17 protein-coding genes are annotated in these 22,387 nt (G+C 53.7%); 13 read left to right on the top strand and 4 right to left on the bottom strand.

The annotated features are described in order from the left end of the window. Positions 1-18 precede the first annotated feature (18 nt). The 3 genes from CGL_RS13015 to CGL_RS13005 all read left to right on the top strand — a co-directional run bounded on the left by CGL_RS13015 (position 19) and on the right by CGL_RS13005 (position 3,067). On the top strand, positions 19-774 hold the full coding sequence (locus CGL_RS13015; RefSeq protein ID WP_011015246.1) for a MerR family transcriptional regulator: 756 nt from the start codon (positions 19-21) through the stop codon (positions 772-774). Positions 775-893: 119 nt separating this feature from the next. Beyond that, positions 894-1,601, top strand: coding sequence for a response regulator transcription factor (locus tag CGL_RS13010; protein WP_003863097.1), 708 nt, complete (start codon positions 894-896; stop codon positions 1,599-1,601). 8 nt (positions 1,602-1,609) lie between these two features. Further along, positions 1,610-3,067 carry a sensor histidine kinase gene (locus CGL_RS13005; RefSeq protein WP_011015245.1) on the top strand — a complete coding sequence of 486 codons (1,458 nt, stop codon included), beginning with the start codon at positions 1,610-1,612 and terminating at the stop codon, positions 3,065-3,067. Here the strand turns inward: CGL_RS13005 and bioD are convergent. Both bioD and CGL_RS12995 read right to left on the bottom strand, forming a co-directional pair. Then, positions 3,045-3,719, bottom strand: a complete 675-nt coding sequence (bioD, locus tag CGL_RS13000) for a dethiobiotin synthase (protein ID WP_011015244.1) — start codon at positions 3,717-3,719, stop codon at positions 3,045-3,047. The two genes, CGL_RS13005 and bioD, sit on opposite strands and share 23 nt — an antisense overlap. A 3-nt stretch (positions 3,720-3,722) precedes the next feature. After that, on the bottom strand, positions 3,723-4,994 hold the full coding sequence (locus CGL_RS12995; protein ID WP_011015243.1) for an adenosylmethionine--8-amino-7-oxononanoate transaminase: 1,272 nt from the start codon (positions 4,992-4,994) through the stop codon (positions 3,723-3,725). Positions 4,995-5,109: 115 nt separating this feature from the next. On the opposite strand from CGL_RS12995, the gene CGL_RS12990 reads away from it, so the two are divergent. Together CGL_RS12990 and CGL_RS12985 are read left to right on the top strand one after the other, a co-directional pair. Then, entirely contained in the window at positions 5,110-6,555 is a 1,446-nt protein-coding gene (locus CGL_RS12990) for a peptide MFS transporter (protein WP_011265978.1), read from the top strand. A gap of 57 nt (positions 6,556-6,612) precedes the next feature. Next, positions 6,613-7,368, top strand: a complete 756-nt coding sequence (locus tag CGL_RS12985; RefSeq protein ID WP_011015241.1) for a class I SAM-dependent methyltransferase — start codon at positions 6,613-6,615, stop codon at positions 7,366-7,368. 343 nt (positions 7,369-7,711) lie between these two features. Here the strand turns inward: CGL_RS12985 and CGL_RS12980 are convergent, their stop codons facing one another. Continuing rightward, on the bottom strand, positions 7,712-8,122 hold the full coding sequence (locus tag CGL_RS12980) for an HIT family protein (RefSeq protein WP_011015240.1): 411 nt from the start codon (positions 8,120-8,122) through the stop codon (positions 7,712-7,714). A 165-nt stretch (positions 8,123-8,287) separates the two neighbouring features. On the opposite strand from CGL_RS12980, the gene purD reads away from it, so the two are divergent. The 7 genes from purD to CGL_RS12945 all read left to right on the top strand — a co-directional run bounded on the left by purD (position 8,288) and on the right by CGL_RS12945 (position 18,582). Beyond that, positions 8,288-9,553, top strand: coding sequence for a phosphoribosylamine--glycine ligase (gene purD, locus CGL_RS12975; RefSeq protein WP_003863105.1), 1,266 nt, complete (start codon positions 8,288-8,290; stop codon positions 9,551-9,553). 70 nt (positions 9,554-9,623) lie between these two features. Continuing rightward, entirely contained in the window at positions 9,624-10,733 is a 1,110-nt protein-coding gene (locus CGL_RS12970) for a pyridoxal phosphate-dependent aminotransferase (RefSeq protein WP_006285864.1), read from the top strand. A gap of 34 nt (positions 10,734-10,767) precedes the next feature. Further along, complete coding sequence (gene purB, locus CGL_RS12965; protein ID WP_172820771.1) at positions 10,768-12,207, top strand: adenylosuccinate lyase; 1,440 nt, start codon at positions 10,768-10,770, stop codon at positions 12,205-12,207. Between the two features lie 825 nt (positions 12,208-13,032). Then, positions 13,033-13,926: a phosphoribosylaminoimidazolesuccinocarboxamide synthase gene (locus tag CGL_RS12960; protein WP_003863110.1), complete on the top strand. Its 894-nt coding sequence runs from the start codon at positions 13,033-13,035 to the stop codon at positions 13,924-13,926. 132 nt (positions 13,927-14,058) lie between these two features. After that, the gene (locus CGL_RS12955) at positions 14,059-16,179 is read left to right on the top strand and encodes a S9 family peptidase (RefSeq protein ID WP_011015237.1); all 2,121 of its coding nucleotides are present in this window, start codon (positions 14,059-14,061) and stop codon (positions 16,177-16,179) included. A gap of 328 nt (positions 16,180-16,507) precedes the next feature. Continuing rightward, positions 16,508-17,848: a C4-dicarboxylate transporter DctA gene (locus CGL_RS12950; RefSeq protein ID WP_003863112.1), complete on the top strand. Its 1,341-nt coding sequence runs from the start codon at positions 16,508-16,510 to the stop codon at positions 17,846-17,848. Between the two features lie 44 nt (positions 17,849-17,892). After that, positions 17,893-18,582 carry a DUF2334 domain-containing protein gene (locus CGL_RS12945; protein WP_003854006.1) on the top strand — a complete coding sequence of 230 codons (690 nt, stop codon included), beginning with the start codon at positions 17,893-17,895 and terminating at the stop codon, positions 18,580-18,582. 383 nt (positions 18,583-18,965) lie between these two features. Here CGL_RS12945 and CGL_RS12940 read toward each other — a convergent pair whose 3' ends face one another. After that, a complete protein-coding gene (locus CGL_RS12940; protein ID WP_011015235.1) occupies positions 18,966-21,716 on the bottom strand; it encodes an endonuclease/exonuclease/phosphatase family protein in 2,751 nt (916 codons plus the stop codon). A 187-nt stretch (positions 21,717-21,903) separates the two neighbouring features. Between CGL_RS12940 and CGL_RS12935 the strand changes: the two genes are divergently transcribed. After that, on the top strand, positions 21,904-22,383 hold the full coding sequence (locus CGL_RS12935; RefSeq protein ID WP_011015234.1) for a glutathione peroxidase: 480 nt from the start codon (positions 21,904-21,906) through the stop codon (positions 22,381-22,383). Positions 22,384-22,387 lie beyond the last annotated feature (4 nt).

Raw genomic sequence — 22,387 nt, 5'->3', positions numbered from 1 at the left:
AGGATTTAACTAACAGTCATGACAGATCGAACCATTGGCGAGGCTGCTGAACTACTCGGTGTCACCACCCGCACACTGCGGCATTGGGACAGCATCGGGTTGCTTCAACCGAGCTGGCGAACCACAACGGATTATCGCCTTTACACAGAAGACGATGTCGAGCGCGCCCTGCAGATTCTTATTTACAGGGCCGCCGGAATCGGGTTGAAGGATATTGCGGAGGTGCTTGATCAGCCGGATTCGGCCAATCAGCACCTGCGCCGCCAGCGGGAACTCCTAGTGGAACAGATCGGTCAGCTGCATCGGATGGTCCGGGCAGTAGATGAAATCCTTGGAAAGGATGCGATTAGCGTGAAGGAAAAGATTGAGATCTTCGGCGAGGATCTGCCCAAGTACCAAGAGGAGGCTTTCCAGCGCTGGGGCGACACCCCGGAGTGGAAAGAATCCCAAAAGATCCAGGAGAAGATGACCAAGGAGGATTTTCAGAGGGCGAAAGATGAACATGAGGGGTTCGTCGAAAAGCTTATCGACGCCTCCCTGCGCGGCATCGCGCCCGGCTCTGCAGAGGGCAATGAGCTAGCGCTTGCGCACCGCGCAAGCATCGGTCAGTGGTACACCGTGAGTGCAAACAAGCAAGTAATTTTGGCTCGGATGTACGTGGAAGACGAGCGTTTTAACGAAACTTACAAAGGACACGCCTCATATCTTTTAACACTTATTGAAGCATTGGCGCAGGTAGAAGGCGTGGACTTGGAGAATGTGGAGTGGGAATAATCCCAATTTCAACTCTTTCAGTACATTCACAGTTAGTATTCAGTGGTGTTGAAGTTCCAGGGTGTTCACTAGTGGGAAGTTAATCATTCCGCTAATGGACACCAATGGAAGAGATAAAAATGGACAACCAGTCTGACGGACAAATCCGCGTACTCGTCGTTGATGACGAGCCAAACATCGTCGAGCTGCTCACCGTAAGCCTTAAATTCCAAGGCTTCGCAGTGATGACCGCCAACGATGGCAATGAAGCCCTGAAGATTGCTCGTGAGTTCCGTCCAGACGCATACATCCTCGATGTCATGATGCCAGGAATGGACGGCTTCGAGCTGCTGACCAAGCTGCGCGGCGAAGGCCTTGACAGCCCAGTTCTGTACCTCACCGCAAAGGATGCCGTGGAGCACCGCATCCACGGCCTGACCATCGGCGCTGACGACTACGTGACCAAGCCTTTCTCCCTGGAAGAAGTAATCACCCGCCTGCGCGTGATTCTTCGTCGCGGTGGAGCAGTTGAAGAAGACACCTCAACTTCCCTGCAGTACGCAGACCTCACCCTCAACGATGAAACCCACGAGGTCACCAAGGCTGGCGAACTGATCGATCTTTCCCCAACTGAATTCAACCTCCTGCGCTACCTCATGCTCAACGCTGAAGTGGTGCTGTCCAAGGCAAAGATCCTGGATAACGTGTGGCACTACGATTTTGGTGGCGACGGCAACGTCGTGGAATCCTACATCTCCTACCTGCGCCGCAAGGTGGACACCCAGGATCCGCAGCTAATTCAGACTGTTCGTGGCGTTGGATATGTTCTGCGCACCCCACGTAGCTAAATTCTCCTATGGAAAATCCTTATGTTGCTGCGCTCGATGACGAAAACCAAGAAGTCGGCGTAAAAAAAGAAGCAGAAAAAGAACCTGAAATAGGTCCCATCAGAGCTGCCGGACGAGCCATACCGCTGCGCACCCGCATCATTTTGATCGTGGTGGGTATCGCCGGGCTTGGTTTGCTGGTCAACGCGATTGCTGTCTCCAGCCTCATGCGTGAAGTTTCCTATACCCGCATGGATCAAGAGCTAGAGACCTCGATGGGGACGTGGGCGCATAACGTTGAGCTGTTTAATTTCGATGGCGTCCGCCAAGGGCCACCCAGCGATTATTATGTGGCCAAGGTTTTTCCTGATGGATCCAGCATCATCTTCAACGATGCACAATCGGCACCCGATCTAGCTGAAACCACCATCGGTACTGGTCCACACACTGTGGATGCTGCTAGCGGTTCTGCCTCCAACACTCCGTGGCGTGTGATGGCGGAAAAGAACGGTGACATTATCACCGTGGTGGGTAAAAGCATGGGGCGTGAAACAAACCTGCTGTACCGATTGGTGATGGTGCAGATGATCATCGGCGCGCTGATTCTGGTTGCTATTTTGATTACTTCACTCTTCCTAGTCAGACGCTCGTTGCGGCCGTTGAGAGAAGTTGAAGAGACCGCCACCAGGATTGCGGGCGGTGATTTGGATCGACGTGTCCCGCAGTGGCCAATGACCACAGAAGTCGGACAGCTGTCGAATGCCCTCAATATCATGTTGGAGCAGCTCCAAGCCTCAATTCTGACCGCCCAGCAAAAAGAAGCTCAGATGCGCCGATTCGTTGGCGATGCCTCCCACGAGCTCCGCACACCACTGACCTCTGTGAAGGGCTTCACCGAGCTGTATTCATCAGGTGCAACAGATGATGCCAACTGGGTCATGTCCAAGATCGGTGGCGAAGCCCAACGCATGAGTGTGCTTGTGGAAGACCTCCTGTCACTGACGCGTGCCGAAGGCCAGCAAATGGAGAAGCACCGCGTTGACGTGCTGGAACTCGCCTTGGCAGTACGCGGATCCATGCGAGCAGCCTGGCCAGATCGCACAGTCAATGTATCCAACAAAGCTGAGTCCATTCCGGTTGTCAAAGGCGACCCAACTCGCCTCCACCAAGTGCTTACCAACCTGGTTGCCAACGGACTAAACCACGGCGGACCGGACGCGGAAGTCAGCATTGAGATCAACACCGATGGACAAAACGTGAGGATTCTCGTGGCAGACAACGGTGTCGGAATGTCTGAAGAAGATGCTCAGCATATCTTCGAGCGTTTCTACCGCGCCGATTCCTCCCGCTCACGCGCATCCGGCGGATCGGGCCTCGGCCTTGCGATCACGAAATCCCTGGTCGAAGGCCACGGCGGCACAGTCACCGTCGACAGCGTGCAAGGCGAAGGCACGGTGTTCACGATCACCTTGCCGGCGGTTTCTTAAAGGCATCAAGGGCCGGAAAAGATTGCTTTTCGACGAACCCCTCCACCCGTGACAACCCTTCCGGCAAAGCTCCCCAAAAGGGCACGCCGGTGACTCTCTCAAATTCTTCGAGATTAAGCATCGTAGCTAGATCAGGATTTTGAGGGATCGAACCGCCGAGGACTCCCAACACTGTGAGTCCTCGGCGGTTTGCTGCCTCAACGCTTAATTCAGCAGCGTTGAGGCTTCCCAATCCGGTGCTTGTCACAATCACTAAGGGTGCATTCAAAGCGGAGGCAACATCTGCCAGGGTGAAATCTTCCCCTAATCTGACCAGCAGGCCACCAGCGCCCTCCACCACAATGATGCGATCTGGGTCGTCAAAACCACGAAGCCACGAGATAATCTGATCAAACTGTATTGGCTCGACCCCCTCTCGTCGGGCTGCCAGATTTGGCGCAAGAGGGTCTTTGAAACGAGCAAATTCCTCTCCAGCAATTCCAGTCAAGCGTTCAATGTTAAAGATGTCTCCCTCGCCTGGAAGTTCACCGGTTTGGACTAGCTTTACGGGCAGAACATCGTGTCCTTGATCGGCTAAGTATCGAACCAAAACGGCTGTGGAGAAGGTTTTCCCAACCCCAGTTCCGGTACCGCTGACAAATAAAAATGGCATGGTTTATTTCCCTTTAACTGCAGCATGAAGCGCAGTGCAGATCTGTGCGCACTGCTCTGACGTGGTGATATATGGAGGCATGACATAGAGCAAGCGTCCAAAGGGGCGGATCCACACACCGTGATCTAATGCAGCCTGAGTAGCTTCTTCGACATTGACATTTTGTTCCATTTCGATGACACCAATCGCGCCGAGAACCCGGACATCGGCAACCCCTGGAAGGTGTTGAAGTGGGGAAAGGCCTGCGATAAGTTCGGCTTCGATTCTTTTTACCTGTTTCTGCCACATGCCGGTCTCAATGATTTCTAATGAAGCATGCGAAACCGCACAGGCCAGAGGATTAGCCATAAAAGTGGGGCCGTGCATCAGCGCACCTCCGCCATTTGGGGTGCTGATTAATTGAGCCACCTTGTCCGTGCATAAAGTAGCGGCGAAGGACATGAATCCACCGGTGAGGGCCTTGCCCACACACATGATGTCTGGTTGTAGGCCATTGCTTAACGTGGCAAATAGTTCACCGGTGCGGCCGAAACCAGTGGCAATTTCATCGACGATCAAGAAACGATCGTGCTTCTTGCACAGTGTGGCGACTCCTTCAATGAGTGCGACATCGTGAAAGCGCATGCCTCCAGCGCCTTGGACGATCGGTTCGATGATGATTGCGGAGACGGTCTCGTCGATAAGCAATTCCATGCTGCGCAGGTACTCGGAAATCGCCTGCGGCGATGACCCCCGAACTGGTGGGGCGGGGGCGAAAATCTGCTCGGGGAGTGTGCCTTTCCAGAGGCTATGCATGCCATTTTCTGGGTCGCACACGCTCATCGCGGTGAATGTGTCTCCGTGGTAGCCGGACCGCCAGGTGAGGAGTTTTGTTCGTTCCGGGTGGCCTTGTCCTTTGGAGGCCTGCAGTGCCATTTTGATGGCGACCTCCACTGAGACCGAGCCCGAATCGGAATAAAAGACGTGGTCAAAGGAATTTCCAGTGAGATTGAGGAGTTTGTGGGTGAGCTTAATGGCGGGCTCGTGGGTTAGTCCGCCAAACATGACGTGACTCATGGTGTCGATTTGTTTTTGGGCGGCAGCTTTCAGTCGGGGGTGTCCGTGTCCATGAATTGCCGACCACCAGGAGCTCATCGCGTCAATCACGGTGCTGCCATCTTCCAGCGTCAAAAACACTCCATCGGTTTTGGTGACGAGTCTATTGCGCACGCCCGGCGCGGCATACGGGTGCCAGATGTTTCGGTGATCAAGCTCGCGCAAGCTGGGGTTTTCCATTTTCCTCCGTCACTTGGTTTGGATGTATATCTGCAGTGTAATAGGTTAATTGAACAGTGTTCAATTTTTGGCGCTAAGTGTTTTTAATTACCGCAGCTTTGTCTTAGGAGAAGTCATGGTCCAACTGGATCAACGGGTTAGGTTCAAAAGCGCAACCTCAATAATCAGTATTGAAATGTGGGAGCGATTCAGCTTCTACGGCATGCAAGCACTCTTGGTGTACTACCTGTATTTTGATGTTGCAGCCGGTGGATTAGGCCTTGATCAAACCCAAGCAACAGGACTGGTCGGCGTTTATGGCGCACTGCTCTACCTCTGCTGTTGGGCAGGCGGTTGGGTCAGTGACAGAGTCCTGGGCGCAGAAAAAACCCTGCTGGGCGGTGCGATCTCAGTAACCATCGGACACCTTGTGCTTGCTGGCCTCGGCGGGAAAATTGGTCTAGCCATTGGCCTTGGATGCATCGCGATCGGTTCAGGATTTGTGAAAACAGCAGCCATCACCGTGCTGGGATCCAGGCATGGTGAACAAGAAGGAGACGCAAAGGCAGATCCCGCATTCCAACTCTTCTACCTAGGCATCAACGTTGGTGCACTGCTCGGACCACTCCTGACCGGTTGGCTCTCCAGCAGGTATTCCTTTGAAATGGGATTCGGCGCAGCCGCAGTCCTTATGATCGGCGGATTGGGAATCTACGCAGCGTTGCGGAAACCAATGCTGCAATCGTTCCCGCTCGAGGTGAAGAAAGCGCTGCTCCGCGCCCAAAACCCTGCAGAAAAACATGTGATTAGCACGGCATTTGCTGCAGTGGCTGTGCTTTGCGGAGTGCTGCTTTATCTTCTCCTTACAGAAACAGTCAGCGCAGACCAACTAGCTGGAGCTCTGCTTTTAGTAACAATCGGTGCAGCACTATGGCTCATTATCCAGCCCTTACGACACCCACAAGTCAGCTCCGAAGAGAAACGAAAAGTGCTGGCATTCATCCCGATCTTCGTCTGCTCAACCGCATTCTGGGCAGTGCAAGCACAAACCTACGGCGTACTAGCTGTGTACTCCCAAGAACGTGTTGACCGCATGGTTGGCGATTTTGAGATCCCAGCAGCCTGGTCACAATCACTCAATCCTTTTTTCATCCTGGCGCTGTCCATCCCGATTTCCCTGTGGTTTATGCGCGGATCACGCGCCCCAAGAGTGAAAATTGGAATCAGCATTGGAGTGATCATTGCGGGAAGTGGGCTTCTAGTTCTTATTCCATTTGTTGGAATGCCGCTCGCGCCAGTGTGGGTGCTGCCTTTAAGTGTTTTCCTCATCTCACTGGGAGAACTTTTCATCGGACCCGGAGGAATGGCTGCGACTGCGCACCACGCACCACGAATATTTGCCACACGATTCTCCGCCCTGTATTTCCTCACACTCGCCATCGGCATGTCTATTGCAGGTAATGTGTCCAAATTTTACGACCCCACCAACCACACCTCCGAGCTCCGATACTTCGCGGTATTTGGCATTTCGATCATCGTCATCGGTGTCGGTTCACTGATGGTGGCCAAGAAGGTTGGATAACAGGGTTAATCTTGGGTGATATTGAAATGACGTATTCCTGATTGGGCTGAAAAATCTGTGACATCACCTGAATTACAAAACATCCTTAACAATTATTGGAGCGGCAGGGCAGAGGCTTACCACCTCAACCAAACCCAAAGCGAGCGTGCACAATTTGAACGCCCCATCTGGGAAAAGGTGTGGTCGAAGGCTTTGCCTATCGTGTCGGAAGAAGCGGTAAAGGTTCTCGATCTTGGCTGTGGCGCTGGTTATGTCACCCACCTTCTAAGCGATTGCGGATACGAAACAATCGGCGTTGATGGTTCTGAGGAAATGATCAATCAAGCTACGCAGGAGAATGGTCTTCGCAGGTCGACGGGTCGGGCGACTGCCATTTTTCAGGTCGGGGATGCGCATGATCCCGAGTTCCGGGAAGGCTCTTTTGATGCGATAACCAGCCGGTATGTGTTGTGGACTCTGCTGGATCCCCAGGCAGCGATTAATCGTTGGGTGTCTTTGCTAAAACCTGGTGGGGTTATTGCGTGCGTAGATGCGGCTTGGTATCCGAAGGGCATTGATGCTGGCACGGAAGTAGATTCAGTGGATGGTCCGAGTGCTTTCGTAGAGACCTATACCCCGGAACTTTTGAGGAATCTTCCCATGTCAACGACCTCCACTGGCCACAATTTCGCAGAGCTTTTCCACAACGCTGGCCTCAAAGAAGTCACATTGACACCCATTGAGGGGCTGGCTGAACTTGACCAGCGATTTGGCCTCTCACCAGGGCATGAGTCGACTCCGCAGTTCCTATTCAGGGGAATTAAATCCAGTTAGTGCTGTTTTAAGCGGTCGAGAATCTGGAATGACTACTTGTATAGCTATCGAGGTTTAAGGCGCTTAGAAACGATTCTGGATGGTCATGATTTTTGGGGTTTGGGCCTTCGAGTTTTCAAAAACAGACCAGGTGACCAAGATCCGCATGTATTCCTGATACTTGGCCATATAGGACGGTTTTTAATCCCGAGAACCAAACCAGGTGACCGAAAATGTCGGTGCGGGAAGTTTTCGGTCACCTGGTTTGGTTTTCCGCAATCGACCCACCCAGATCGCAAAAACCCACCCCAAAGCCAAGCAAAGGGGTGGGCTTTTCTTAATAAAGCAATTAGAACTACAAGAACTAGACCAGACCGTCCAGCGCTTCGCGGATCTTCTCTGCAGCTTCATCCATTTTTGCAGGGTCGGTGGCGTCTGCGGCCATGGCGTTGCGGAAATCGTAATCGGCCATTTTGTCGGTGGGGAAGAGGTGGATGTGAGTGTGGGGAACATCGAATCCTGCGATGATGTAACCACATCGAGGGGCGTCGAATGCTGTGCGGATTGCATTTCCGATGAGCTGGGAGGCCTCGTTTACTTCGCTCCAGATGTTCTGAGGAAGGTCGGTCCAGCGGTCAACTTCTGCAACGGGTACGACTAGGGTGTGGCCGTAGGTGAGGGGTTCGATGGATAGAAAAGCCACGACATTCTCGGAACGATACACAAATCGGCCGGGGAGCTCGCCATTAATAATTTTCGTGAATACAGAAGCCATATGCACAGACTACTACTTGGCGTGCAACCAAATTGAGGTTGCATAAAATAATGCAGGTGAGCCGGTCATTTTAAGGCGCTTTTCGACGCCACTTTCAACCATTTCCGAACCGCCAAGAATACTGGAATAGCTTGGATCAAGTTTTGCAGGATAAACTGTGCAACCATGCGCATTCTGGTAATCGGCTCGGGCGCCCGTGAGCACGCCCTCCTCCGTGGACTGTCAACTGACCCTGCAACCACTGAACTCCACGTTGCCCCAGGTAACGCTGGTCTTGGATCGATCGCAACTGTCCACCCTGGCATCAAGGCTGATGATCCAGAGGCTGTCACTGCGTTGGCTAAAGAACTGAACTCTGATCTGGTTGTTATCGGCCCAGAGATCCCTTTGGTTGCGGGTGTTGCTGATGCACTTCGCGCGGCGGGTATCGCTGTGTTTGGTCCTAACAAGGACGCTGCTCGTATCGAGGGCTCCAAGGCTTTCGCTAAGGATGTCATGGCTGCGCAGGGTGTTCGTACTGCTCATGCTGAGGCTATTACTCCTGGTGCGTCTTCTGAAGATATTGATGCTGCCATCGATCGTTTCGGCCCAACCTGGGTTGTGAAGGATGATGGTTTGGCTGCGGGCAAGGGTGTTGTGGTTACCCCCGATCGTGCAGCAGCACGTGCTCACGTAGATGCAGTGCTTGAGGGCGGAAATCCAGTTTTGCTGGAGTCCTTCCTTGATGGCCCTGAGGTTTCCCTGTTCTGCCTGGTTGATGGCGAGACGGTAGTTCCTCTGCTGCCAGCGCAGGATCACAAGCGTGCGTACGACAACGATGAGGGCCCAAACACTGGTGGCATGGGTGCTTATGCGCCGCTTCCTTGGCTGCCTGAAGATGGCGTCCAGCGCATTGTCGATGAGGTCTGCGTTCCTGTTGCTCGTGAGATGGTGGCACGTGGTTGCGCGTACTCCGGTCTGCTTTACGCAGGTATCGCATGGGGTGCAGAAGGCCCTGCAGTAGTGGAGTTCAACTGCCGCTTCGGCGATCCAGAAACCCAGGCTGTACTGGCACTACTGAAGACTCCTCTAGCAGTACTGCTCAACGCAGTTGCTACTGGAACCTTGGCAGAGCAGCCAGCACTGGAGTGGGAGGATGCTTACGCCCTGACTGTGGTGTTGGCTTCTTACAACTACCCAGAGGCACCTCGTACTGGTGATGTCATCCGCAACGCTGATGCAGATAACGTTCTTCACGCTGGTACCGCACTCAATGCTGAAGGCGAGCTGGTCTCTGCGGGCGGTCGTGTTCTTAACGTGATCGGTGTGGGTGAGACCCTGGAGGCTGCACGCGATAACGCGTACACCACCATCAAGGACATTGAACTTGAGGGAAGCCACTACCGCAGCGATATCGCATTGGCTGCATTAGAGGGTCGTATCTCGATCTAAAAGCAGTACGCAGATAGGCTTGTCTCTTATGAAGCCAAGCACTAGAAGCAATGTTCAGCCGTTTCGCGTCATGCAGATGTTGGACCGAGTCCACCGTCGCAGGCGCGAAGGCAAAGACACCTTAATGTTCTGCGCTGGCCAGCCGTCAACTGGTGCGCCAGAAGCAGTCATCGAAGAAGCAGAGATCGCTCTTCGCTCGGGTCCTTTGGGATACACCGAGGTGATTGGTGATCGTGAGTTCCGTGAACGCATCGCCGATTGGCACTCTGCTACTTATGACGTAGACACCAACCCTGACAATGTTATTGTCACCACCGGTTCTTCAGGTGGATTCGTGGCATCGTTTATCGCCACCTTGGATCACGGGGATTATGTGGCAATGCCTACCCCGGGGTACCCGGCATATCGCAATATTCTGGAATCTTTGGGGGCGAAGGTTCTGAACCTGCGCTGTACTGCAGAGACTCGTTTCCAGCCAACCGCTCAAATGTTGGAGGAACTGCCACACAAGCCGAAGGCTGTTATTGTCACCAGCCCAGGAAACCCAACGGGCACCATCATTGATCCGGAAGAGCTAGAGCGCATCGCCAAGTGGTGCGATGACAATGATGCTGTTCTTATCTCTGATGAGGACTACCACGGCATGAGCTTTGGTCGTCCGCTGGCAACTGCGCATCAGTTTTCCAAGAACGCCATCGTGGTGGGTACCTTGTCCAAGTACTTCTCCATGACGGGTTGGCGCGTGGGTTGGATCATCGTTCCAGATGAGCTGGTCACACCGATTGAAAACCTGCAGGCTTCTCTTTCCTTGTGTGCTCCTGCCATCGGGCAGGCTGCGGGACGCGCAGCCTTCACTTTGGAGGCTGGGGCCGAACTTGATGCCCACGTTGAAGCGTATCGCGAGGCCCGGGAGGTGTTCGTCGATAAGCTCCCTGAAATCGGGCTTGGCACTTTCGCCGACCCGGATGGCGGCCTGTATTTGTGGGTCGATGTTTCTGCATACACCGATGATTCAGAGGAATGGGCATTGCGTTTGCTCGATGAAGCGGGCGTGGCCGTCGCGCCGGGTGTTGATTTTGATCCTGAGGAAGGCCACAAGTGGATTCGTTTGAGCCTGTGCGCGTCAAAGGAAGACACCATTGAAGGTGTGCGCAAAATCGGAGAATTCATCAAAAAATAGCAGCGACTAGGTTAGTTTCGGTTCGTGGGGAATAATAATTTGCGTGGCTGATAAAAAGAAGATCGCAAACGTCCTGTCGAACCGTTACGCCTCCGCGGAACTTTCTAACCTGTGGAGTGCCGAAGAGAAGATCATCATGGAGCGCCAGCTCTGGATCGCCGTGATGAAAGCCCAGAAAGATTTGGGAGTTGAGATCCCTGCCGAGGCAATTGAATCCTATGAAGCAGTGATCGACCAGGTTGATTTGGCAAGCATCGCCGATCGTGAGCGCGTCACCCGCCACGATGTGAAGGCCCGCATCGAAGAATTCAATGCACTGGCTGGCCATGAGCACATCCACAAGGGCATGACCTCCCGCGACCTCACCGAAAATGTTGAACAGCTGCAGATCCACCGCTCCCTTGAGCTGGTCCGCAACAAGGGCATTGCAGTTGTTGCAGCTATCGGATCCCGCGCAGCGCAGTACCAAAGCCTGGTCATGGCTGGCCGTTCCCACAACGTGGCAGCGCAGGCAACTACCTTGGGCAAGCGTTTCGCAACCGCAGCTGATGAAATGCTCGTGGCACTTGAGCGCGTCACCGAACTGCTCAACCGCTACCCACTTCGCGGAATCAAGGGCCCAATGGGAACCGCCCAAGACATGCTTGACCTCATGGAAGGCGACGAGGCTCGTCTCTCCGATCTGGAAACCCGCATCGCAGCACACCTCGGCTTTGATCGCGTCTTCGACTCCGTCGGCCAGGTCTACCCACGTTCCCTTGACTTCGATGCAGTATCTGCTCTGGTTCAGCTTGGCTCCGGCCCATCATCGCTGTCCCACACCATTCGTCTCATGGCCGGCACCGAAACTGTTACCGAAGGTTTTAAGGAAGGCCAGGTCGGTTCCTCTGCAATGCCTCACAAGATGAACGCTCGCTCCTGTGAGCGCGTGGGCGGCCTGCAGGTTATTCTTCGCGGATACCTCACCATGGTTGCTGATCTTTCCGGCCAGCAGTGGAACGAAGGCGATGTCTTCTGCTCCGTGATCCGCCGCGTTGCACTGCCAGACGCATTCTTCGCGATTGACGGAATGTTTGAAACTTTCCTGACAGTCCTGGATGAATTCGGTGCATTCCCTGCCATGATCGAGCGCGAACTTGAGCGTTACCTGCCATTCCTGGCAACTACCCGTATCCTCATGGCCGCTGTCCGCGCAGGCGTTGGCCGCGAAACCGCACACGAAGTAATCAAGGAAAACGCTGTCGCGGTTGCCCTCAACATGCGCGAAAATGGCGGTGACCAGGACCTTATCCAGCGCCTCGCTGCTGATGAGCGCCTCCCAATGAGCGAAGCTGACCTTGAGGCAGCGCTGGCTGACCGCCACGCCTTCATCGGTGCCGCTGAGTCCCAGGTCTCCCGTGTGCTCGACCGCATTCAGGTGCTTGTCGACGCCCACCCCGGCGCCGCAGACTACCGACCAGGTGAGATTCTTTAAAGGTTTTTAACGGCGTTCACGCGGGTTTACCGCTGGATCGCAGTGAGAAAATGGGGCCTCGAGCCCCATTTTTTGTACCCAAAGCAACTGTGTAGCTCGAATTACGGGTCCAGTGAAGGTTCCGAAAGGTGTCTTTTAGGTGTCTTAAAAACAACATTGGTGGGCCTGAAAACTTCAAAAATTGGCCATTTTGGAAAAAAATTTAATAATTTTTTTACGATGAATAAAATTACATTGCCCTTAAAGGTATCTAAATGACACTTATTAAACGGTGTTCAAAAATGGCCCAGTTTTTGACGATGGGGTTGCGGGCAAGGGGCGTTATGAGCCACACTTGAGTCATCCCAGTCAGACAGCAAGAGTCTGGCGAACAACAGAAAGAGAGATCACAATGACCTCTGTATTCGATATCATCCAGTCCATCTTCGACGGCGTTCACGGCCTCGTTGGCTCCATCTTCGCTGGCGCACAGGGCGTCTTCGACTCCATCGTTACCGCTTCTTCCTAGTCGGTCGCGATCCTTCGAGATCGCTAGTAACTAGGTCCGGTTAGCTTTACGCTAACCAGGAGCTTGAGACGGACACTCACCATGAGCGAGTGTCCGTCTTTTTTGTATTTCAATATCTGCTTATTAGCTGTACGGCTCCAAGGTTCTCTTAATCTTTGTTCGAATAAACTGCCAGCTTAAAAATGTCTTTTAGGTAAACAAAAAATTCGGGCGAATGGGTGATCCATGTCAGGAAGCCAGCGGTGAAACCGGCAGTGAAACCAGCGGTGAATGCTAAAATTTTCCGAACACACCCGAGGGGTCTAGACTTGCCTAACATGCGTCCTGAACTCTCCCAGTACAAGCACCTGTCGGCAGGCAAGGTCCGTGAGATCTACGAGATCGACGACAAGCACATCCTCATGGTGGCTTCCGATCGTATCTCTGCATACGATTTCATCCTCGATACCGAAATTCCAGACAAGGGTCGAGTGCTCACTGCGATGAGCCAGTTCTTCTTCGACACCATCGATTTTCCTAATCACCTTGCAGGTCCCGCTGATGATCCACGTATCCCAGAAGAAGTTTTGGGACGAGCAATGGTGTGCAAGAAGCTCAACATGCTTCCTTTTGAATGCGTGGTTCGTGGATACCTCACTGGCTCTGGACTTGTTGAATACAAGCAGACCAGCTCCGTGTGTGGAGTTGAGCTCCCAGAAGGCCTCGTTGAATCTTCTCAGCTGCCTGAGCCAATCTTTACCCCAGCCACCAAGGCTGACATCGGCGACCACGACATCAATGTCTCCTTTGACGTTGTTGAAGAACGTCTCGGCGAAGCTCGTGCGAACCAGTTGCGCGATGCCTCTATTGCTATTTACAAGGCTGCTGCTGAGATCGCCCGTGACCGTGGCGTCATCCTTGCCGACACCAAATTTGAGTTCGGCATCGATGAAGATGGCACCCTCGTGCTTGGTGATGAAGTCCTTACCCCAGATTCCTCCCGCTACTGGCCTTTGGAAGGCTATGAAGCAGGATCTGTGCAACCAAGCTTTGATAAGCAATTCGTGCGCAACTGGCTCACCGGCCCTAAATCTGGCTGGGACAAGGATTCCGGCTTGGAGCCACCAGCTCTGCCAGGTTCCGTTGTTGAGGCAACCCGCGAGCGCTACATCGAGGCCTACGAGCTGATTTCTGGTCAGAAGTTCTGCCAGTGGATTGGTTCTTGCGTCTAAGCTGCTTGATTTTCCCTAAACCCCGGATTCTTAAATGAATCCGGGTTTTTCAGTTTCGGGGTGCAAATCAGAATGTCGCCAATGGCGAACACACGAGCGTGCAGAAGATGTGCGTGACTAAGATCGGGGGCTATGTCTGAACGCCTAAACGCTCCGCAAGCACCAATCCATCCCATCACCCGAACCCACCACGGTATTGATTTCGTAGACAACTATGAATGGCTGAGGGATAAAGAATCCCAAGAAACCTTGGACTACCTGGAGGCGGAGAATGCGTTCACCAAGCAGGAGACTGAACAGCTAGCCACACTGCGGGACAACATCTATGAAGAGATTAAGTCACGCGTTAAAGAAACCGACATGTCCATCCCAGTGCGTGCCGGAAAGCACTGGTATTACTCTCGCACTGAAGAAGGCAAGAGCTACGGCTATTCCTGCCGCATTCCAGTGACTGAAGGGTCGGATGCATGGACCCCTCCTGTTATCCCTGAGGGTGAGCCAGCGCAGGGTGAAACCATCATCATGGATGCCAACGAGTTGGCAGAAGGCCACGAATTCTTCTCCATGGGTGCATCATCTGTCACCACCTCTGGCCGCTACCTTGCGTATTCCACCGATGTCACGGGCGAAGAGCGCTTTACGTTGCGCATCAAGGATCTAGAAACTGGCGAGCTGCTTCCTGATACCCTGACTGGCATTTTCTACGGTGCTACTTGGGTGGGGGAGGAGTACCTCTTTTACCAGCGCGTTGATGATGCGTGGCGTCCAGATACTGTGTGGCGCCACAAGGTGGGTACCCCGGTTGAAGAAGACGTGTTGGTGTACCACGAGCCTGATGAACGTTATTCCACCTGGGTGGGCACCACTCGTTCAGAAAAGTTCATCCTTTTTGGTTGCGCCTCCAAGATCACCTCTGAAGTCCGCGTGCTTCCTTTCGACCAGCCAGAGGGCACCCCTGAGGTGCTGATTCCGCGCGCGGAGGGTGTGGAATACGACGTCGATCATGCAGTCGTAGACGGCTCCGATATTTGGTTGGTCACACACAACGCCGAGGGCCCGAACTTTTCGGTGGGGTGGGCTGGCGTCGACAAGCTCAATTCTTTGGACGCGCTGGCGCCACTCGTCGCGCACAAGGATGACGTGCGCATTGAGGGTGTCGATACCTACCGCGATTTCATCATCCTGGGCTACAGGTCCGGCGCGATCGGCCAGGTCGCGATCATGAAGCTTATCGACGGAACCTTCGGCGATTTCCAACAGCTGGAATTTGACGAGGAAATCTACACCGTCGCATCGGGCGGAAACCCAGAATGGGACGCCCCCGTCATTCGCCTTTCTTACGGATCATTCACCACCCCGGCGCAGCTGTTTAACTACTGGATTGAATCCGGCGAACGCACGCTGCTGAAGCAGCAGGAAGTGCTCGGCGGATACAAGCCGTCAGACTATGTGGCCTCCCGATTGTGGGTCACTGCGAAAGATGGCGCGCAGATTCCAGTGTCCTTGGTGCACCGCACCGACCTGGATGTATCCAAGCCCAACCCCACGTTGCTCTACGGCTATGGTTCCTACGAATCATCCATTGATCCAGGCTTCTCTATCGCGCGTTTGTCACTGATGGATCGTGGCATGATTTTTGCGATTGCCCACGTTCGTGGCGGTGGCGAAATGGGTCGTGGCTGGTACGACAACGGCAAAACCACCACGAAGAAAAACACCTTCACCGACTTCATTGATGTTGCCGACGCCCTCATCGAGCAGAAGATTTCTGCCCCTGAAATGCTGGTTGCAGAAGGCGGCTCAGCTGGTGGCATGCTCATGGGCGCCATTGCCAACATGGCCGGTGACCGCTTCAAGGCGATCGAAGCCAACGTGCCATTCGTCGATCCGCTGACCTCTATGCTCATGCCGGAACTGCCACTGACGGTTATCGAATGGGATGAGTGGGGCGATCCACTCCACGATAAGGACGTCTATGAATACATGGCGTCGTATGCCCCATATGAAAACATCGAGGCAAAGAACTACCCCAATATCTTGGCCGTAACATCGCTCAACGACACCCGAGTGTTGTACGTCGAACCAGCCAAATGGGTAGCGCAGCTTCGGGCGACTGCAACCGGTGGAGAATTCCTTCTGAAAACTGAAATGGTTGCCGGACACGGCGGTGTGTCAGGACGCTACGAAAAGTGGCGTGAGACTGCATTTGAGTACGGCTGGTTGATCAACCAAGCAACCGGTGTGACCGAATAAAACTTGTTCGACTAGCGAACTTTAAATCACCCTCGGCGACTTTAGCGGGGGTGATTTATTCTTTTTCGGGGGGTTTGGGTACGAGCGGAGAAATTTGGGCTGTTTTCTTGCCCTGACATGCGAACACAAAAGGTAATATTAATTTTCTGTGAGGGGAGTCATGAAATCTGCTTTTTGCGTCACAGGAAAAAGTTTTTCATAATTTTCCGAATCGTCCGCGGATAGCATTTTAAGCTTCGTCGGCAACGATCACACCACGTTAAATTTCGACCATCAATGACGGTGGCCGTTTTTTGGCGAATCCCCAAAAAGGTCGAAGAGGAAGTTCATGGATTCAAACACAGAATCTTCAAGTGTTGAGGTCAAAAACGAACACATTAAAGTTCAAAAGCCGCCGAAGAAGGACCGCACTCACTGGCTCTACATTGCGGTCATTATCGCATTGATTGGCGGTATTACCCTAGGCCTGATTTCACCGGAGTTGGGCAAAGAATTCAAGATTTTGGGCACCATGTTTGTGTCCTTGATCAAGATGATTATCGCTCCAGTTATTTTCTGCACCATCGTCATCGGAATCGGTTCAGTCAAGGCAGCGGCAACAGTCGGACGCGCTGGTGGCATCGCCCTTGCGTACTTCATCACGATGTCCACATTCGCACTCGCAGTTGGCCTGCTAGTCGGTAACTTCATCCAGCCAGGTAGCGGACTGAACATCTCAGTTGATGAAGAATCTTCATTCGCATCCACAGAGAGCAGCCCTGAAGGACTCTTGGGATTCATCCACTCGATCATCCCTGAAACGTTCTTCTCTGCATTTACTGATGGTTCGGTGCTGCAGGTACTGTTCATCGCCATCCTCGTGGGCTTTGCAGCTCAGTCGATGGGTGAAAAGGGACAGCCCATCCTTGATTTCGTATCCCATCTGCAGAAGCTCATCTTCAAGATTTTGAACTGGATTCTGTGGCTCGCCCCAGTCGGTGCATTCGGTGCAATGGCCGGCGTCGTTGGCGAAACAGGCTTTGATGCCGTTGTTCAGCTCGGTATTTTGATCCTCGCCTTTTACGTCACCTGCGTGATCTTCATCTTTGGCGTGCTGGGCGCCGTACTGAAGGTGTTCACCGGCGTGAATATCTTCAAGCTGGTCAAGTACCTTGCCAAGGAATTCCTGCTGATCTTTGCTACCTCATCCTCTGAATCTGCCTTGCCAAACCTCATGCGCAAGATGGAACACATCGGTGTGGCTAAACCAACCGTCGGAATCGTGGTCCCAACCGGCTATTCCTTCAACTTGGACGGCACCGCAATTTACCTCACCATGGCATCTATCTTCATTGCCGACGCGATGAATATGCCGATGAGCCTCGGCGAGCAGGTCGGTCTGCTTGTCTTCATGATCATCGCATCCAAGGGCGCTGCTGGTGTCTCGGGTGCCGGTATTGCAACGTTGGCTGCCGGATTGTCTTCACACCGCCCAGAACTTCTGCACGGCGTTGACGTGATTGTGGGCATCGATAAATTCATGTCTGAAGCCCGCGCACTAACCAACTTCGCCGGAAACTCCGTGGCAACACTGCTGGTCGGCAAGTGGACTGGCACCGTGGACATGAACCAAGTCCATGACGTTTTGAATGGAAAATCTCCATTTGTGGAGTTAGAAGAAGACCACTAGTTTTCAACAGGACGACAACGGCCGGACATGCGACAATACAATGCATGTCCGGCCGTCTTCTTGTTTCAGTTTCTAGTATTTTCGACCAGACCCGATCGGCGGCTGACAGGCTCATTTCAGACCTGCGAGCCGACGGCATCGAGGTCTCATTACTTGTCGCACCCCGCATCGATGGGGACTGGCGTCTCGCCAAAGACAAAGGGACCCTCGCGTGGATGGAACAACAACGCGAACGCGGCCACGAACTCATCCTCAACGGTTTCGACCAAGCAGTTCAGGGACGTCGCTCAGAATTCGCCAACCTTGAACGGCACGAAGCACGTCTTCGCCTTACCGGTGCCATTAGGCAAATGCAGAAAATTGGCTTCGAATTCCAAATCTTTGCCCCACCTCGTTGGAGAATGTCAGAAGGCACCTTCGCGGTACTCCCAGAATTTGATTTCAACGTCGCCGCCTCGACCAGGGGATTACATAACCTCGACACCGGCGAATTCTTGGCGTGTAGAAACCTCTCCGTGGGTGAAGGTTTTGGTGCTGCAAAATGGTGGCGCAAGAATGTCATCAAGGCTGTCACTCGTGGAGCGGAAAAAGGAAATACAGTGCGCTTGTCCGCATCGGCGCGAAATCTCACCAACCCTAAAGTCGCAGCTGACTTCCGGGAAGCTGCATTAGCTGCCTTGGATTTGGGTGCTCAGGTGCAAACCTATTCTCAGGCGGCCGCACAACTGGCCTAGTTGGGGAGGTTCGGGGCACCCAATTGGGAGAGACCAGACAGGCGTGACAAAAATCTGACATCTTGCGAGCTTTTGGCACGCCTGTCTGGTTTGAACCACTGGAAACCGGACACACGTGCCAAAACTTTGACTTTTTCGCCAATCTTGTCGCGCCTGTCTGGTCGCTTCAAGAAATGCCGGATTTCAAACCCCGGTTCTGCAAAAAGTGCCCTCTCAGATTCGCTTCTAAGCGCCTCAAGGCACCCTCCCCAAGGTGATAGGCATTCTGAAAACACGACCTCTTAAATCGCTGTTTTCAAGACGCAGGAACGCGGAGGCCCCGAAATGCAAAATCCCCTGCACTCGCGTAATGCGAGGGCAGGGGATTACTCCCTAAGAGTTAATTAGAACTTGAATGGGAAGAACTGGAAGGCCAAAGCAATGGCACCTAGGATTGCTGCGATGATTGCTGCAATGGTGGCGTATTGGGAGCTTCCGTTGGAGGAACCAGGGTTCTTCGGCTCCTCTGGCTTCTTCGTTTCCTCAGGGTCAGTTGGTTCAGCTGGATCAGTAGGTTCTGCAGGGTCGGTTGGCTCAGATGGATCCGTGGTCTCTACCGGATCAGTTGGCTTAACTGGGGTAGTTGGATCGGTAGGTTCTGCAGGATCAGTGGGCTCTACCGGAATGGTGGGCTCAGTGGTCTCGCTGAGGTTGAATCCGACCTTGATCGGGTCGTGGTCGGAGGAGCGGAAGACGTTGTTCTCGAATACGTCGGAGGTGTTGTTGAGTCGACGGGAGTATTCGAATGCGATTGCTTCGTCAGCGTTGATGTCCCAGACCTCGGCGTCGATGACGTGCTTCATGGCTGCTTCGTTGCCGAGTGCGTGGTCGAGGCTGCCAATGCGGCCGGAGAACTGGTAGCTGTAGCCAGCGTCGAATTCGGTGGCGATGTTGGTGTAGCCAGCGCCGTAAAGGGTGGTCATCGCGGTTTCCTTGGCGTAGGAGTTGGTGTCGCCGAGGATGAAGATTGGCTTGGATGCCCAGTCGTCCTGGTTTTCCAGGTGGTCGATGAGTGCCTGTGCCTGTGCGACGCGAACGTTGGCGTTGTTGCCTTGGCCGTCGCCGGTGTCGGCGTCTCCACGAGTGACAGAGCCCTTGGACTTGAAGTGGTTGACTACGCCGACGAAGGATTTCTCGCTGTCGTTGAGTGGCTGGAATTCCTGTGCGAGTGGCTGGCGTGCGGTGCCGGTGAAGGCTGCGTCGTCGAAGATTCGGGATTCGCCGACGGGCTTGACGGTGGTTTGGTCGTAGATGAAGGCGACGCGGATGTAGTCTTCATCGGTGCCCAATTGTTCTGGAGATTCGACGGCCGCCCAGCGATCGGATCCAACTGCTTCGTTGAGTGCTGCGACGAGGGTATTGAGTGCGTCATCGCGACGGGAGACGTCGCCGGTGACGGTCGCGGTGTTTTCGATTTCTTCAAGTCCAAGAACATCGACGTCAAGGCGGTTGATTGCTTCGACGATCTTGCTCTGCTGATCTTCGAGTGCTTCTTCGGTGTAAGCGCCACGGACGTTACAGTTGTTGGCGGTGACTGGGGTGTTGTTGATATCCCTGTATGCGCTGCAGCCTGGTTCATCTTCGCCGAGAGAGGTGAAGTAGTTGAGCACGTTGAAGCTTGCGATGTGGAATTCGCCAGCAACGTCATTGATTGAAGCTAGCTCAGCCGCGCGGGTGTCATCCCAGGTGATAGGAAGGTCGGAGCTTGCGGTGTTGCCGGTGACAGGGGTGGTTGGCTGGAATTTCCACAGGTCGTAGCGGTAATCGAAGATTACTGGTGCCTGGAATTCCACCTGGTCGCCGGTGCGGATGGACTTGATGGTCTCGCCACCGTCCTGCACAAGCCATGCCATAGGCGTGCTGGAGTCGCCGCGAGTGTAGTTGCCGGAGCGTCCGTCATCCAGCGTAATTTGCTTTGCGACGTTTTCCGCCTCGTACGCAATCGCTTCGGCTCCCGGTGCCACCATTTGAGTGGCCTGGTACAAAGGCTCGTTACCTGGGGCGAGGGCAATTTCACCGAAGGTGTTGGTTGCGTAGTTGTTGGTCACGGTGTGAGCGCCGGTTGGCTTCAGCAGCATGCCTTCGTATGCTTCGCGAATGTCATCGCCAGTAGGAACGGTGTCCAGTTCGAGTGGGGTTACTGGCTCGAATGCGGTGTCCGAAACGGTGAAGGAGGAGTTGCCTAGCTGAGTCATCTCGTAGTGTTCGGTGGCCTTGCCAGTGACGGTGACAGATGCGCCGAGCTCTGGGTAGGAACCATTGCTTCCCACGTAGACGAAGATGCCGTCGGATGCGTCGCCAGCAACCTTTGGTGCAGTACCAGATCCAGGTGTCTGGATGTAGTAACCGTTGAAGCCACCTTCTGCGTAAACGGCAGTGACAATACCTTCGGTGGTGACGGTCTGACCCTCGAGTGGGGTAGCGAGACCGGTTCCTTGGATTTGTGCGATGGAGACTGTTTCCCCAGGGTTTACTGGAGTTTCTGGCTCGCCTGGGTCAACAGGAGCGGATCCTCCCGAGGACGTTGGAGTTGGAGCTCCAGTCTCGAAGTCTACGGAGTTGTTATCAGAGTCAGCGCCAACTTCTTTGCGTTGAACAGACAATTTGTTGCTGGTCTCAGGTGCAGCAGCTGTTCCTTCAAACATGGACGTGCCACCGAATCCGACAAGGTCAGCGGTTAGGCCAGAGTTGTCGGTCAGTGCAACTGATCCTTGGGAGGCACCCATTGCCAAGTTACCGGTGGCGTCTGGGGTAGGCAGAGCGCCGGTGTTGTTGCTGCCTGCGCGTTGCTGGATGAGGTAGTAACCGTTGGCAGGGATGTTTCCGGTCAGGTTTGTGGTTCCGCCGGAGTTACCGTTGGCTGCGTAGTAGGTAACGCTCCAACCGTCGAGGGAAATGTCCCCTGAGGTTGGGTTGTAGAGCTCAATGAAGTCGTTGGAGAACAACGATCCGCTGTTTCCACCGCCTCCGTAGATTTCGTTGATGACAGGAGCGGTTCCGGCAGGATTAGCTGTTGCTGCTGGAACAACTGCCAGGCTGGCCGCGGTTGCACCGGCAAGTGCGATTGCCAGAGTGCGCGCAGAAATGCGAGACATAGGAGAGGTCCTCTGTTCAGTATGGATTAGATACAAGCCATATGAATTACCCGTGTTTTTCGGAGTCTGCTTGGCGAGCAATTTGGTCGACCTGGCAGTTCACCTTTGGTCTCACCAAAGTTCACCTATTAGCTGACCTTTATTTAGATGATGCACTAAATCCTCCCCCTCAACTAGGGTTGCGATTATGACTTCTATTCATGACATCAGCGTAACTCTCAACGACGGCACAGAAACCACCATGGCGGATTGGGCGGGCCACCTTTTGCTCATCGTGAACGTGGCATCCAAGTGCGGACTCACGCCACAGTATGAAGGGCTTCAAAAACTGTATGAGGAATACCAAGATCGAGGCTTCTTTGTCATTGGCGTGCCCTGCAATCAATTCAACGGCCAGGAACCTGGAACCGACGCTGAGGTGTGTGCTTTCGCGCAAAATCAGTACGACGTCACCTTCCCGCTCTTGAGCAAAACCGAGGTGAATGGGGAGGGTGCCCACCCCCTGTACAAGGTGCTCAAAGAGGCAACTGATGGTAGCGAAATCGAGTGGAATTTTGAGAAATTCCTGGTAGATGCAGAAGGTAATACGATTAAGCGCTTTGCTCCTCGGACGGAACCATCTGCAGCTGAGGTAGTGGAAGCAATCGAGGAGAATCTCCCTATCTAAGGGC

The organism is Corynebacterium glutamicum ATCC 13032, from assembly GCF_000011325.1.
In the GTDB taxonomy this organism is placed as follows: Bacteria; Actinomycetota; Actinomycetes; order Mycobacteriales; family Mycobacteriaceae; genus Corynebacterium; species Corynebacterium glutamicum.
This window is presented reverse-complemented; position numbering and strand designations above follow the sequence as displayed.

What these genes read in the sequence shown, in the direction of transcription:
- CGL_RS13015 (WP_011015246.1), top strand. Translation starts at nt 19, where the DNA reads ATGACAGATCGAACCATTGGCGAGGCTGCTGAACTACTCGGTGTCACC.
- CGL_RS13010 (WP_003863097.1), top strand. Translation starts at nt 894, where the DNA reads ATGGACAACCAGTCTGACGGACAAATCCGCGTACTCGTCGTTGATGAC.
- CGL_RS13005 (WP_011015245.1), top strand. Translation starts at nt 1,610, where the DNA reads ATGGAAAATCCTTATGTTGCTGCGCTCGATGACGAAAACCAAGAAGTC.
- bioD (WP_011015244.1), bottom strand. Translation starts at nt 3,719, where the DNA reads ATGCCATTTTTATTTGTCAGCGGTACCGGAACTGGGGTTGGGAAAACC.
- CGL_RS12995 (WP_011015243.1), bottom strand. Translation starts at nt 4,994, where the DNA reads ATGGAAAACCCCAGCTTGCGCGAGCTTGATCACCGAAACATCTGGCAC.
- CGL_RS12990 (WP_011265978.1), top strand. Translation starts at nt 5,110, where the DNA reads ATGGTCCAACTGGATCAACGGGTTAGGTTCAAAAGCGCAACCTCAATA.
- CGL_RS12980 (WP_011015240.1), bottom strand. Translation starts at nt 8,122, where the DNA reads ATGGCTTCTGTATTCACGAAAATTATTAATGGCGAGCTCCCCGGCCGA.
- purD (WP_003863105.1), top strand. Translation starts at nt 8,288, where the DNA reads ATGCGCATTCTGGTAATCGGCTCGGGCGCCCGTGAGCACGCCCTCCTC.
- CGL_RS12970 (WP_006285864.1), top strand. Translation starts at nt 9,624, where the DNA reads ATGCAGATGTTGGACCGAGTCCACCGTCGCAGGCGCGAAGGCAAAGAC.
- CGL_RS12960 (WP_003863110.1), top strand. Translation starts at nt 13,033, where the DNA reads ATGCGTCCTGAACTCTCCCAGTACAAGCACCTGTCGGCAGGCAAGGTC.
- CGL_RS12955 (WP_011015237.1), top strand. Translation starts at nt 14,059, where the DNA reads ATGTCTGAACGCCTAAACGCTCCGCAAGCACCAATCCATCCCATCACC.
- CGL_RS12950 (WP_003863112.1), top strand. Translation starts at nt 16,508, where the DNA reads ATGGATTCAAACACAGAATCTTCAAGTGTTGAGGTCAAAAACGAACAC.
- CGL_RS12945 (WP_003854006.1), top strand. Translation starts at nt 17,893, where the DNA reads ATGTCCGGCCGTCTTCTTGTTTCAGTTTCTAGTATTTTCGACCAGACC.
- CGL_RS12940 (WP_011015235.1), bottom strand. Translation starts at nt 21,716, where the DNA reads ATGTCTCGCATTTCTGCGCGCACTCTGGCAATCGCACTTGCCGGTGCA.
- CGL_RS12935 (WP_011015234.1), top strand. Translation starts at nt 21,904, where the DNA reads ATGACTTCTATTCATGACATCAGCGTAACTCTCAACGACGGCACAGAA.